The organism is Rheinheimera sp. 1928-s (assembly GCF_029269265.1).
GTDB lineage: Bacteria > Pseudomonadota > Gammaproteobacteria > Enterobacterales > Alteromonadaceae > Pararheinheimera.
Window position 1 is genome coordinate 211,052 of sequence record NZ_JARIXP010000005.1, and the last position, 12,996, is coordinate 224,047.

Genomic DNA, 12,996 nt, shown 5'->3' on the forward strand with positions numbered 1-12,996 from the left:
TTAAACGCTATTACAGGGACGCAACCATGCGCAAATCATTATTGGCAGCGAGCCTGCTGCTCAGCACTTTGGCGCAAGCCGACTTACTGGATGCATTACAGCACTACGAGCGAAAAGACTATCCTAAAGCCACTGCTGAATTTACGCAGTTACTGCCACTTGGTAACGAGGTTGCAGCTTTTAATCTGGCGGTGATGTTTTATAAAGGTGAAGGTACAGCCGCAGATCCGGTCAAAGCTCTGGCTTATTTTCAACTGGCAGCCGAACTTGGCGATACCAGAGCTGCCGGAGTGATCAGTTCCATCTCGAAACAATTATCTGCCACAGAACTGCAACAGGCAGATGAACAGTCGTACCTGTTGCTTGAACAGGTGCTGGTAAAAACGCTGGAAGAAGATAATTCAAACCGCGTCAATTTTCCCGAGGTGGTAAGCCGCAAAGCACCTGCTTATCCAAAAGACGCTGCCCACAAAGGACTGTTTGGCTACAACGTGCTGAGATTTGTCATTGATGAACAAGGCAATGTGTCTGCAGTGGAAGTGTTGGGCTCTTTTCCGGCCAAAACCTTTGATAAAGCGTCCATCAGAGCAATTCAATCCTGGAAATATGCAGCAACGGGGCAAAAGCATCAGGGTAAAGTAGCACTGCACTATAGCTTAGGGCCGCTTTCAAAACACAAAGTAACCCAATTTATGCAGAAACATCAATTGGTTGAATACGCACTTGCAGGCTCTCCACAGCATCAATACATGCTGGGTACCATGATGGATCTTCTGGCGACCAATGCCAACTATCACGTGAATGTAGACAAAGACCTGCCAGTGGAAGTGAGCAAAGAGTTACCTGAACAATTTTTTAACCGTAACTCATCGTTTAAAACAAGGATAGAAGGTTTCTATGGCAGTGCTGAAGTGAACACCAATGAGAAAGGTGTCATCACTCGTGTTGTCTCGTCCGACAAAATGGAGTTGCAACAAGCCTCTGCATTGTTAGTTGGCAAAGAGCTGGATGAAGACGCCAGTCATGGTCATTACAAACTATGGGCCGATCCGGGTAAAGTCGCTGTTGTAGAACCGGTGATCACCCTGTCCCAGTTGCATAGTGGTCATTACTGGTGGAACATGGCCGCTAAAAACGGCAGCCTGGACGCACAACGTCAACTGGCCGCATTCTCACCACAATGGGAAAATTACCTGCTGCTGAATAACGACCCACAAGTACAGACCTGGTCTGGTGTACGTAAAATTCTGCAGGGCGATAAAGTTGAAGGACAATTGCTGCTGGATAAAGCCGTAGCACAAAACTATGAGTTGGCAGCAGAGCTTAAAGCTGCGCTTTAAGCTCGTTCAAATAACCTATAGCTCAGCCCACCTCAGTGTGGGCTTTTCTTTAACGCTCAGACTTCTGTTGCAGTGCCGCATGCATATCTTCCAGCCTTATTCCTCTGGTATCAATACCATGGCGCTGCAGTAAAAAAGCAGCTGTCACTAAAGCGGCAATAATCACCAGTCCAGATAATGCCATTTGATCAAATAAGCCCATCACGCCAAGCAAAGCACCTAAAATACCACCAAATTTTGAACTGGCAGCCACTATGCCTGACCCTGTGCCACGTAAATGCACTGGATATATTTCAGCAGCGTAAGGGATCAACATTGCAATAACTCCGCTGGAGCTCACCAGCAGCAAAGCGATAGACACTGAAAGCAAAGTTACAGAACGGCTATCCAGCCAGTCAAAAATACAAAAACTGAATAAAGACAGAGCAGTAAGCAGAATAAATAACAGCAAGGTTTTGATACTGTTCCAGCTATGATAAAGCCAGATCACTAAAGCCACACCTGGCAAGGCAAAAAAGGCCGATTTAGTGATAATGGCACTGGCCTGCCCCGCTAACCCCATTTCACCTAAGTTAGTCGGCAGCCATAACATAAAGCCAAAATTAACCAGGCCCCATGCAACACCTGCTGCCACTAAACCTATGGTAATACCGGCGTAATGCCCTTGTAACAACTGTTTAAATCCTGAGTGCTGCACAGCCGGCTCTTCTTCAACCACTATGCTGCTTTGATCCTGCGCCTGCACACCGCTAAACCGCTGCAACACTAAACGTGCTTCGCTGGTTAAGCCTTTGCTGGCCAGATAACGTGGTGACTCCGGAATATAACGGTTTAAAAAAATCACCAACAAACCTGTAGGTAAACCCAGCATCCATAAAATACGCCAGCTAAACAATGGCTCCAGTATAGCTGCAGACCCTGAGGCGGCCAGATAACCTGCCGCAGTGCCAAAACCACCTAAAGCGACCAATAACCAACCGCGGTGGGCTGCTGGTATAGTCTCTGCCATCAGCGTAAAAGTAATAGGCAATAAGCCCCCTGCCGACATGCCCATTAAAAAGCACATCACCAGATTCCACTCAAAAGATGGCATAGCGCCACAAATTGCAGTGCCGATAAACATCAATGCCGACAATAAAATTGCAGCCCTTCGGCCAAATAAATCAGCCATCATGCCCCAGATCACTGAGCCTATAGTGGTACCAGTCAACGCCACCAGCGCCAGTACCCCGGCTTCTTTTGAGCTGATGCCATATTCAGCCTTCATACCCGGCATCACAAAACCTAAAGTGGCGGGTTTCATCACATCCACTATCACGGCGGCCATCAGCACCATCACTAAGGTCCAGTGTTCTTTATTCAGCGGTAACTGATCGGCCACATGAAAATGCAGTCTGCTGTTGTCGTTGCTACGCAGCTGGTCCAGCCGTGGCATCAGGCCATACATGGCGAGCACTAAGCCAAGTGGAATAAGCCCCATGCCAATCAGCATATTGCTGTCCATTGGCATACCCACCATCTGATAATTCATATGGGACGCGTGCATAAACATGGGCACATGCGCCAGCACACCCAAGGTGATGCCAATGCAGCCTAACCAGAAGGCTACTGGATGGTAAAAATTCAATCCCTGTGATTTCATCAAATGTGTCTCTGTGATTGGCCCCTTGTGAGGCACTTTTTGTAAGCGCAGAGCATACTGGGCAACCCGCTGTTAGAGCAAGTGTTGTGGCGACAGCTATTTGTCGTAAAAGCCTTTGATTGGAAAACAAAAAATTGCGATGTTTTGGCTGGCAAATTCAGCTACCATAAATCTTCGTTCTGTCAGCCTCGACTCTATGGGGCCAACCCAATTTAACCTGAGGATTGTATGCGTCGCTTTTCTGTTGCTTTGCTTTGTTTATTCAGTGGTTTTGCTGTGGCTAAACCCGGTGAACTGGTGTTTTCCAGCGACTTTGAAAAGGACGCTCATCAATGGAACATTCTGGCCGGTTGCCAGCGCAGTTCTGAAATGGCCAGAACTGGCGTCAGCAGCTTGTTTTGTCAGGATGGCAGCAGCTCTTTGGTCAGCCGTTATCCGGTGTCAGAACTAGGCTTACTGGAATTTTGGGTGAAGCCTCAGTCAGCCTTTACCAGTTACCGTATTAATATTTTAACCTCTTCTTCTGTGGCTTTAGACGCGCAGTGGCAACAGGTGGGTCTGGTAGAAGCACCGCCAGGCACTGAAAACTATATGGCACACCGTATATCCATTGATGATCCGGGTCGCAAGTACCTGCGGTTGGATATTGAAAGCCTGCACGGTGGTGTCGCGCTGGATGATGTAGTATTAGATCGCATTTTGCTGGATACAGCGCTGCAAAAAAACGAGCAAAAAATTATCACAGGTATTCTGGATAAGCTGCAGACCAATAAAAACTATGAGCTGCAAAGCGAGTCGTTCCGCACCATAGGTAAGAACTATGCGGCGCAGCTGGAAAGCCAACGTCAGTATCTGGAATACGCCAACGCTATTTATTCGACCATCACTTTTGCGCTGGCAAGTTCTGAGCGCAATAAAATGTCGAACCCTATGGCCTATTCGTCGTTCCGCACTATTTTAGCTGACACAAAAAGAGTGGCCTCCCCTCTGCAACAAGCCCGACTCAATTCAATGGTCAAACCTTTTGGTGATTTAACCACTGCCACTTTAACTGTGGTTAGCGGTGGTTTATATGCCGCTTTTGCTGAGCCATTTAAGTCCTTTCTGGCCACTGCTTTTGATAAATCCAATTACGAAAATGCCGATTTAAACCGCAAAGACCGTAAATTTGCCGAGGAAAATGGTTTAAAAATTTACGAGCAGGCCGAGAAATTTTTAACAGAACTGGAACGTGAACTTGTGCAGGTGTCTACGCTGGAAAATGACTTACAGAACATGCTGAAAAATGTTGAAGTATTCCGCAAAGATTTAGACAAACACCTGCGTGACTATCTTCAGCACGCTGGCCTTGCCCGTACTCAGGAAAATTACAGTCGGGTGATGAGCAAAGAAGAATCTATTCGTGCGCTGGTGATTAGCGAGGTGGGCGAAAACGTTACCAATAAAGCCCAGGGTTATCTGGCTGCCAACAACAATACGCAGCTTATTCAGTACATGCTGAAAACCTCAGAGCAACTCGAAGGTATGCAAGAATTTAAAGAACGCTTTAACCAGATCACCTCGTCGGCCATTACCTTTTACGACAAGTTTGAGCGTTCTGTAGCTCCGGATCAAAACCCCTTTACTGACGCCAAAGATAAAGCGGCATGGGAGCAACACGCACAAAAAGCACGTAGCTACATCAAGCAGTCGAAGGAGGCTTTTGCCAAGGCTTATATGTAAGCAAACTGGATAAACAAAGCAGGTAAGGAATTGTAGGTAAAAAAGAACCAGTCAAAGCACAGCGGCTTTGACTGGTTTGAGAACACAAGATTATTTAGCGGTGCGAGGTTTAGCTTTAGGCTTGGCTTTTGGTTTCACTTTATTGGCGCTATCCAAATCAATTTGGGTTGCACTGGCCTTGTTTGAACGGCCTGACAATACTTTGCGCGAAATACTTTTTAACAGGGATTGGCGGTTGCTGACTTCAAATCCAGGGGTGATCACACGTTGGATAGTGCTGCCAATCAACTTTTGAATACGCTCTAAAGTTTGTTCTTCTTCACGACTGACAAATGAAATTGCCTGACCTTCAGCACCAGCACGGCCGGTACGACCTATACGGTGGACATAATCTTCCGGCAAATACGGCAAGTTAAAATTCACTACATAATCCAGACCTTGAATATCCAGACCACGGGCAGCCACTTCGGTCGCAATCAATACCTGTAATTTAGCGGATTTAAAATCAGCGATAGCACGGCGTCGAGCGCCCTGGCTTTTATCGCCATGACAGACTGCAGCTTCAATTTTGCGCTGTTGCAATCCTGCTAACAAGCGGTCAGCCTGCTCTTTGGTACTGGTAAAGACCAACACCTGGAACCAGTTTTTCTCTGCCAGCAATTGCTCAAATAATTCGATTTTGCGATTTTCTTCGACCGGATAAACCACATGGTGGACTGTATCCGCTGTACTGTTGGTTTTCGCCACACGGATTTGCTGATGATTTTTCAGAATTTTATGCGACAGTTCATTCACAGCGGGTGAAGTGGTTGCCGAAAACAGCATGGTTTGGCGTGTAGTCGCTGTCATTTGCATCAGCTTCGTTACGTCTGTGACAAAGCCCATATCCAGCATACGGTCAGCTTCATCCAACACCACAAATTCAACATCACTTAAGATCACATTGCCAAGGGCCATATGTTCTATCAGACGGCCTGGCGTGCTGATCAGAATATCCACACCAGCTTTTAATTTATTGGCCTGACCGCCCATTTTCACGCCACCGTACAATGCAGTCACGCTGATAGCGACGAACTTAGCATAAGCAGTAATAGCTTCAGCTATTTGTTCAGCTAATTCGCGGGTTGGCGTCAGGATCAAGGCGCGTGGTCGCTGCGCTGCTGTCTCTTTTGGCTTATCCAGCATGCGTTGCAATACAGGAATAGCAAAAGCAGCAGTTTTACCTGTGCCGGTTTGCGCTGTAACCTGCAAATCCTTACCACGACGCGCAGGCACTATGGCCTGTTCTTGTACCGGAGTCATATCACTGTAGCCACATTCTACAAGGGCGCGGAGTAAATCCGGGGCTAAATCTAAAGATGAAAATTGCATAAGAGTTCCTCTGTAGAATAGCTACAGTAAAAAATGAGGGCAGAATATACAGTATTTTAGCGGTAGAAGAGACAATTCTTTGTGATTGAATGAATTTTACGCAGTTTTTCTGTAATGTTAGGCGACTAAGTCAGGTCGCTTTGGATTAAAAAGTGAAATGCTTATCTGCTGCGACAAGCATCCATAGTATTAACCTTCGTCAGCTTCGTCGATGTCAAAGCCAAGTTCACGTGGCTTATGTTTACAGGCACGAGCAAGAATTTCTACATAGAAGCTCTCCAGCTCTTGCGCCACAGCAGCATCAATATGTTTATTAATTTCAGAAGTAAAAATCTTTTCAGCGACATCCACTGAGGCACCAAAGCGACAATCGAAAGTCCAATAATCCATACCAGCAGGCAGGGTCTTACGACGCTCTCTGTTCAGGTATTTTTTAATATCATACTTAATGGAGTCCACCAAACGAGCAGGTTGCAGTTTAGGGTGGGTTAACGCTATTGTCTTTCTCATCAAAATTCCTACAGATATGTACTGGTCAAGCTTATAAGCGCGCATTCTACATGGATGAGCACAAGACTGCTATTTTCTGGCAAAATTTAACGGCAAACGGCCCTACTTCCAGTATTCAATGATTGTTGTCACTTTGTCTTGCCGAAACTCAAATACCGCCAGATGGTTTTTCACCACACCTTTATGTACTTCCTGCCGCTCTACTGCGACAGCGTTATAGCCAGGAATTTGGCTGAGAATACGATAACGTGGTCCGGTTTTATCGTACTTGCCCATAGCTAACAGTCTAAGCGTGTTGGCATACAGTTGCTCTTTGCTGTAGTTGCCGCCATAAGCATCGTGGCGATAGACAAAATCGTCGCTATAAAGCGCAAAAAGTTTATCCACATCGGCTTGGGCAGAACCTTTTAACATCACCTGATTTTGTGCTGTGGTAATTTCAACGACCTTGGCTTTTAACTCTTCGGCCGATAGTACTTTCAGCTGCGCAGCGCCAGCATTTGCAATGAACAAAAAGCAGAAACCAGCCAAGCATAATTTAGTCATATGTCCTCCTTGTTTCAGATGACTACACCCTATTAAAGCGAGGTGCGGCGCAGTGCTGGGATCAAAGGTAGAATAGTTGGGACAAGAGGTTATGGACAGCTGATTAAAGCAGGTGCATCAGCGGCAAAGCAACTGATGCACCTATGAGTGAACTGACTGGCAGAAGATAGTTGTCAGAATGAAGCTTACAGGCTGATGCTGCGTTTTAGTGCCCGCATTTCATCATGGCAGTCCTGCATGGTTGCCAGTGATTGCAGCAGTGCAGCTTCATACTGCGGTGGTTGGTTATCTTTCAGCGCTATACGTAACTCTTCCAATGTTTTATCTTCAACCTCTTCCAATTGGCTGATATAAGCGTGATCCGTATCTGAAGATAGAGCGCCTATTACTTTGGTGTAGACTTTTCTGACTTCAACAGAAAAAGCCGAACCCTCTTCGCGTTTACCATCTTCCAGTACGGCAAAGGGTTGTAAACGCTCTTTTACCATGCGACGCGCCGTGAGCATACGGTCAAACAACTGCACCAGCCGTGGATCACGAACGTGCACTTTCGCATCAGTGTAAAATTCAATGCCGCTGTTTAGTACCTGAATAATATCGGCTGCATGATTCACTTGAGGTGTATTTAACTGTGCCATAGTAAGGTTCTCCTTGATAAGTAAAAACAGTAACGGTGACCTTGTGGTCAACCGGGGGATGAACTCGTCCGGGCAACAGGACAATTAAACAGGTGCAGGTTACAGGCCAGGCTGAACAATAAGGAGGAAAATACAAAAAGATAAGAACTAAAGCATTGAATTAGTTTACATAATTAAAAATAAAACTCGTATAGCGCCATCACAAAATCTGGTGCTTTGTACTAGCGTCAGCGGAATTAATTTCATAGATGAATACAGATCCAGGTAATTTTTACCTCCCTGTTATGGCCGGACAGTGGTTGATGTTCCAAAAATCTAAGCAAACCTGAAATAAGCCGGCCTTATTGCACCAGTGCTGAGATAAGTTTGACTGCCCAATAAAAACCAAGAACCAATTGAACGCTAAAAAACACAAATCGAAGATTAACCGCCATCACATGAAGTGAGAGCAGATGTGCTAAGGATTGAGCTATTCGGGCTGCCAAAAATAAATAAGCCAGCGGATCCGTCACCGCCGTCTGCTCAGTGAGCAAGGCGACGATAAACAAGCCACCAAAAACCGGAATACCTTCAATACAATTCGCATGAGCTCGTGCCAGTCGCTGCAAAAATGGCGATAGATTGGAGTTATCAGGCTTAAATTCGTTGGCAGGAAACTTCTTCGCCAAAACCCACCACACACGCATCACTTCCATCACGATAAGTAAAAACAGTGTCCATAAGACAAAACCCAACAAAGCAATCACTGTAGGACTATCCATATAAACTCCCTTTTTCAGATGTAGCGCACAAGACAAATCACTTTATCATCCGTTCAGCAGCATTAATACTGTCAGCTCTTTTATGCTCTTAGAACAAACAGTGTGACTACTAACGAACCGTATTCCGGAAGGCTTGTAGAAGAATAAAGGCCTCATTCGGGTTGGAAATATACAAAGCATCATTTAGCGGCCGATCCAGATAATCACTGCGCCCGGCCTTTTCGTCTTCCGTAAGATGGCCGATATCCTTAAACCCCATTTTCCAATCACTAAAACTGCGTTGCAGTATCGGTTCCCTGAATAAGGTAATGATTCCACCGTGTCTTGGGTCATTTGATATTTTTTGATGCAATTCATCCACAAGCTCAGCATCACCTTCCAGGACCTGCATAAAGTTTCCGTCTTTAAAAAGCAGCAGCCCCGTAATGCCTTTTTTCCCGTTGGCTTCACGACTCTGTCTTAAAATGTCTTGTATATCCGAATAGGTGACCGACCTGACTGCTGAGCTTACATAGATTAAAGTAATCAATGCCATAATTAATCCTCATGAAGCGGAGCACTATTTTTATCCTAATTTAGCACAAGGATCCATAGGGGTTGGCGTTCTGGCCAATGCTGTTTGCTGGCAGATGAGTGAAAGGGTTTGTTTTCTTTGATGCAGTTTACCTGGCCCAAACTCCTGTCGATGCAACACTATTTCAACAGGTTTTTCTGACATCACTCAAATGAAGGTCAGCAACCTCTAGCGGTTAATGACTCACTGCTTTAGAAAACACTTGCATAACTACGACTCCAGCAATGATCAGTACAATGCCTATTAAAGCGGGAAGGTCGAGTTTCTGGTCGAATAAAAACCAGGATATGGTGGTGATCAATACGATACCTACACCAGACCACACAGCGTAGGCTATGCCTACAGGTATCACTTTTAAGGTGAGTGAAAGGAAATAAAAGGCTACAACAAAACCCACGACTACCAGCACTGAAGGCCAGAACCTGGTAAAACCTTCACTGGCTTTAAGCGATGAAGTGGCGATGGTTTCAGCCACTATGGCTGTTGCTAAAAATAACCAGTGTTTCATAGACAAGCCTTTGATTGAGATACTTTTAGACTAGATGGGAGTTAAAACAGCTTACTTCATAGTGACCACATCGTACGCCAGCAGTTGCGGCACACGTTGTTGTAACTGGGTTTCGATTTGATCAAGCTCGGTCAGTCGCTGGCAAAACAACACTGATTTTTGCTCAAGCTCGTCGGCTTTTAAATCCAGGCCAGTGTTAATTTTTGCCAATAATTCATCAGCGGGTTGCCAGTTTTGGCTTTCAGTACGCTCAAAATTATCTTCGCTCTGGCGCAGAGCATCACGCAGCGCGTCCCATACGGCGCCTACAGTGTATTTGGCAAGATCCTTCAGTTGCGTCTTTAATTCACCATGTAAAAAGGCGTCCAGCTCGTTCAGGCTTTGAGGGGCAAGATAAAAATGTTCGCCGCTTCGGACAAAACGTGAAGTCAGCTGATAGGTGGTTTCGCGGATCAGTGCCTGCCATTCCTGCTGCTGAGAACTATTGCCAATACCCACCAGCATATTTTCTATAGCTGTTAAACCAAGTTCCACACTATCTWCGGCTATGCTGACCAGCTCAGGCACAAATTTGCGCAAGCCTTGAGCATACTGGCGTACCAGTTCCTGCTCTGCCGGGTTTAAGGTGATCCATTCACCACGAATAAATAAGTCCTGATCATTATTAATCTGAAATACAGTGCGGTTGGTGGTCTGAATACGAATTTGCTCTGGAGAAATTAAAATACCATGGCGAAATGCCATATTGCACTGGTTTGTAAAGCCCGGCCAACTGCAGCACATAAGTAACAGGATCAGAATAAAACGCAAAGTATCAACTCTCATTCGGGACAATGCTCAAGGCAATTGAGGCTAGCTTAGGTGAAAAACACAATCAGATCATCAGGAAGTAACGCATTGCGGTGGTCTTTCATCGAAAAGCTCTGAAACCAAAGCATGGTCAACAGCCAACTTTTGCAGAACAAGGCTGGCTTCGGTACTGATTTAAACAGCAAGACGGCGTGGATAAACCACGCCGCTGCTGTTTTGCCGTCCGGCAACTCAGGTCCAGTTTGACCAAAAAACCTTTTTACTCGTCACTAAACCGCACTAAACGTACATACAAACGCACAATTTTTTCTTTTGTATTGTTTTTGCCGCTATACATGGCAATGGCCCAGGCTCGATCGGGCTCATTCACCACAGTAGTGCCGGTCCACATATTTTCACTGTTACTGGCCGGAAATGCCGTCAGATTAATTGCAGGGTCTACACAGCTGCGTTCAATTAAGGTCAGTACCTCTTTGGCATTAGGTAAACGCCAGGTGCTGAATCCGGCCAAAGCACTGCGTTTAGACTCGGTTAACGCTTCAGACCAGTCGAGTTGCTGGGCTGTGCCAGTGCAACTGCGGCTGGAACTGTCCCAGCTTTGCCCAACCAGACAACGGGACCACATCAACTTAGTCGTAGTATCCAACACAGTACCGTCTGTATTGAGCTGAAAGCTGCTGATAGGTTTGGTGGTCGAGATGTCGCTATAGCACACCTGCGCTGCCTGAACAGGCAAAGCAACCATCAGCATAAAGCAGAAATATTTTGACATAAAATTCCCTTATGGCGAGCGCACAAGGCGCACATAACCTAACTGATTTTGCTGTTTAGGCAAGGTATTGTCATTGCCATTACGGATATCAAATACCCAGGCTGAAACCCCGCCACCACCTTCTGCGCTACTTTGAGTCGTCCAGTAGAACATATTGTTCTGCACCGCAGAATCTGGTTCAAAACGGAAAAACGCCGGGTCTAATAAGTGGTTTTCGCCAACACGACCGAAATCGGCGATAGACATCAATTCTTCCAAGGTAGGTAAACGCCAGTTTGCACCACCGCAATAGGCGGTTTCATTCACCTCTTCAACATAGACCTCTAAGCCGCAATTTTCTGCACTGGGGCAAGAACTTAAAGCCGGTGCAGGCACTCCTGCTTCGTCACCATTGCCAGCATTGCTATTTACAAAACTGTATCTGTTATTGGCAGCTCTTAAGGTACTGGCCGGAGGTACTGCAATCACAGGTTCTTTTAATTCCCAAATCAAGCCTGTGACATTGTCACGAATACAGGAAAAATCATTTGCCGTATCTGCCAGTTCGTCGCCAAACTGGTCCAGCTTGGTAAAATCAAAGGCCTTTTCACCTTTACCAATTTTGCGTAAATACTGCACTACGCTGTCGCGACCACCATCAGCGTCCTGGCGTGGGTAAGTCTCATCACCACAGGGGATCACGCCGGAAATGTCATAGCAGTTCAACACGCCAGTATCAGGTAAATCACCCAATACGGCATTGCTGACAGTCACCAACATAGTGTCAGTGGCTGTTTGGTTGTTACTGTCAGTTACCGTTAATTGCAATTCAAGCTGACTGGTGCCCGAAATATCAGGCGCAATAAAAGAAGCCTGGCAGGAGGTTGGATTGATCAAAACCAAGGCCTGGCCTTTTAACTGGCTCCAACGGCAACTGAAGCTGCCTGTCACTGTGCGGGTGCCACTGCCATCCAGTTGCACTTCGGCAAATTCACGTACCTGTTGGTCAGGTCCGGCGTCGGCAACAATTTGCTGAGTGCTGGCTCTGACCGGCACTTTGATACTGCCCTCTCCTGTTGCACCTTCATCATCGGTAATAGTCAGCATAAGCTCTACATCAGTTTGGCTGGCAACCAGAGGGGCGACAAAACTGACTGTGGCTGTATTGACTCCACTAAGCGCTACTGCAGGGCCTGCGGCCTGAGTCCACAAATAGGTAGCAATACGACCATCCGCATCTAAATCATAAGATGATGCCGCACTTACGATTGCGGTTAAGCCCTGAGCGACGGGCAATATAGCGGGTTGAGTAATTTGCAGTACGGCAACAGGCGCCTGATTTTTCGCCATGACTCTAACCTGTACTTCGTCGGTCAGATTTTGCCCCGCGGGTGTAGTGTAAGTGACCTGAAATACTAAAATGCTGTCAGCTTTTACTGCAGGTGCCGTCAGGGTCACAGAGGCTGTAGTTGCAGGTATACCAGTGACGGTAATTCCGGATAATTGACGCCAGGCAAAAGTCCCTCCTACGGGGTCTCCCAACGCATTTAATGTAAAGCTGTTGGTTTCATCAACAGTCTGATCAACTCCGGCATTCACGCTGGAAGCCGAACCACCTGTGTTTGAATCATCACCGCCACCACCGCCACATCCTAGCAACGCAGTGCTCAGCAAAAGTAAAATAAACCATCGTTGTGTTCGGATCATTGTGTTTATTCCATCGCATGCAGCGATGACGCTGCCAGTCAGCGCCCTTCGCAACAAAAATTTGACGTCAGAAGTCATTCGGAGAAAACAAAGCAAAAGGCAGGCCAGTTTTGCAG

Annotated in this window: 13 protein-coding genes; 2 read left to right on the forward strand and 11 right to left on the reverse strand. The window is 46.3% G+C overall.

Translation table 11 applies throughout. The annotated features are described in order from the left end of the window. Positions 1-26 precede the first annotated feature (26 nt). Positions 27-1,340, forward strand: coding sequence for a TonB family protein (locus P3C17_RS13915; RefSeq protein ID WP_300930005.1), 1,314 nt, complete (start codon positions 27-29; stop codon positions 1,338-1,340). A gap of 49 nt (positions 1,341-1,389) precedes the next feature. Here the strand turns inward: P3C17_RS13915 and P3C17_RS13920 are convergent, their stop codons facing one another. Further along, a complete protein-coding gene (locus tag P3C17_RS13920) occupies positions 1,390-2,982 on the reverse strand; it encodes an MFS transporter (protein WP_300930006.1) in 1,593 nt (530 codons plus the stop codon). A 228-nt stretch (positions 2,983-3,210) separates the two neighbouring features. Here P3C17_RS13920 and P3C17_RS13925 point away from each other — a divergent pair, with 228 nt between their 5' ends. Beyond that, positions 3,211-4,704, forward strand: a complete 1,494-nt coding sequence (locus P3C17_RS13925; RefSeq protein WP_233078316.1) for a hypothetical protein — start codon at positions 3,211-3,213, stop codon at positions 4,702-4,704. 90 nt (positions 4,705-4,794) lie between these two features. On the opposite strand, the gene P3C17_RS13930 is transcribed toward P3C17_RS13925, so the two are convergent. From P3C17_RS13930 to P3C17_RS13975, 10 genes are all read right to left on the reverse strand, one after another. Next, positions 4,795-6,075, reverse strand: a complete 1,281-nt coding sequence (locus P3C17_RS13930; RefSeq protein WP_300930007.1) for a DEAD/DEAH box helicase — start codon at positions 6,073-6,075, stop codon at positions 4,795-4,797. Between the two features lie 189 nt (positions 6,076-6,264). Continuing rightward, positions 6,265-6,585 (reverse strand): DUF6172 family protein, encoded by a 321-nt coding sequence (locus P3C17_RS13935; RefSeq protein WP_127686631.1) that lies wholly within the window; start codon positions 6,583-6,585, stop codon positions 6,265-6,267. A gap of 102 nt (positions 6,586-6,687) precedes the next feature. Continuing rightward, a complete protein-coding gene (locus tag P3C17_RS13940) occupies positions 6,688-7,131 on the reverse strand; it encodes a hypothetical protein (protein WP_300930008.1) in 444 nt (147 codons plus the stop codon). Positions 7,132-7,316: 185 nt separating this feature from the next. Continuing rightward, positions 7,317-7,769, reverse strand: coding sequence for a PA2169 family four-helix-bundle protein (locus tag P3C17_RS13945; RefSeq protein ID WP_300930009.1), 453 nt, complete (start codon positions 7,767-7,769; stop codon positions 7,317-7,319). A 341-nt stretch (positions 7,770-8,110) separates the two neighbouring features. After that, a complete protein-coding gene (locus P3C17_RS13950) occupies positions 8,111-8,530 on the reverse strand; it encodes an MAPEG family protein (RefSeq protein ID WP_300930010.1) in 420 nt (139 codons plus the stop codon). A 109-nt stretch (positions 8,531-8,639) separates the two neighbouring features. Next, on the reverse strand, positions 8,640-9,065 hold the full coding sequence (locus P3C17_RS13955) for a BLUF domain-containing protein (RefSeq protein ID WP_300930011.1): 426 nt from the start codon (positions 9,063-9,065) through the stop codon (positions 8,640-8,642). Between the two features lie 214 nt (positions 9,066-9,279). Beyond that, positions 9,280-9,612 (reverse strand): SMR family transporter, encoded by a 333-nt coding sequence (locus P3C17_RS13960; RefSeq protein WP_300930012.1) that lies wholly within the window; start codon positions 9,610-9,612, stop codon positions 9,280-9,282. Positions 9,613-9,663: 51 nt separating this feature from the next. Continuing rightward, on the reverse strand, positions 9,664-10,437 hold the full coding sequence (locus P3C17_RS13965) for a DUF2884 family protein (RefSeq protein ID WP_300930013.1): 774 nt from the start codon (positions 10,435-10,437) through the stop codon (positions 9,664-9,666). 244 nt (positions 10,438-10,681) lie between these two features. After that, positions 10,682-11,194: a DUF1566 domain-containing protein gene (locus tag P3C17_RS13970; protein ID WP_300930014.1), complete on the reverse strand. Its 513-nt coding sequence runs from the start codon at positions 11,192-11,194 to the stop codon at positions 10,682-10,684. Between the two features lie 9 nt (positions 11,195-11,203). After that, entirely contained in the window at positions 11,204-12,880 is a 1,677-nt protein-coding gene (locus P3C17_RS13975; RefSeq protein ID WP_300930015.1) for a DUF1566 domain-containing protein, read from the reverse strand. Positions 12,881-12,996 lie beyond the last annotated feature (116 nt).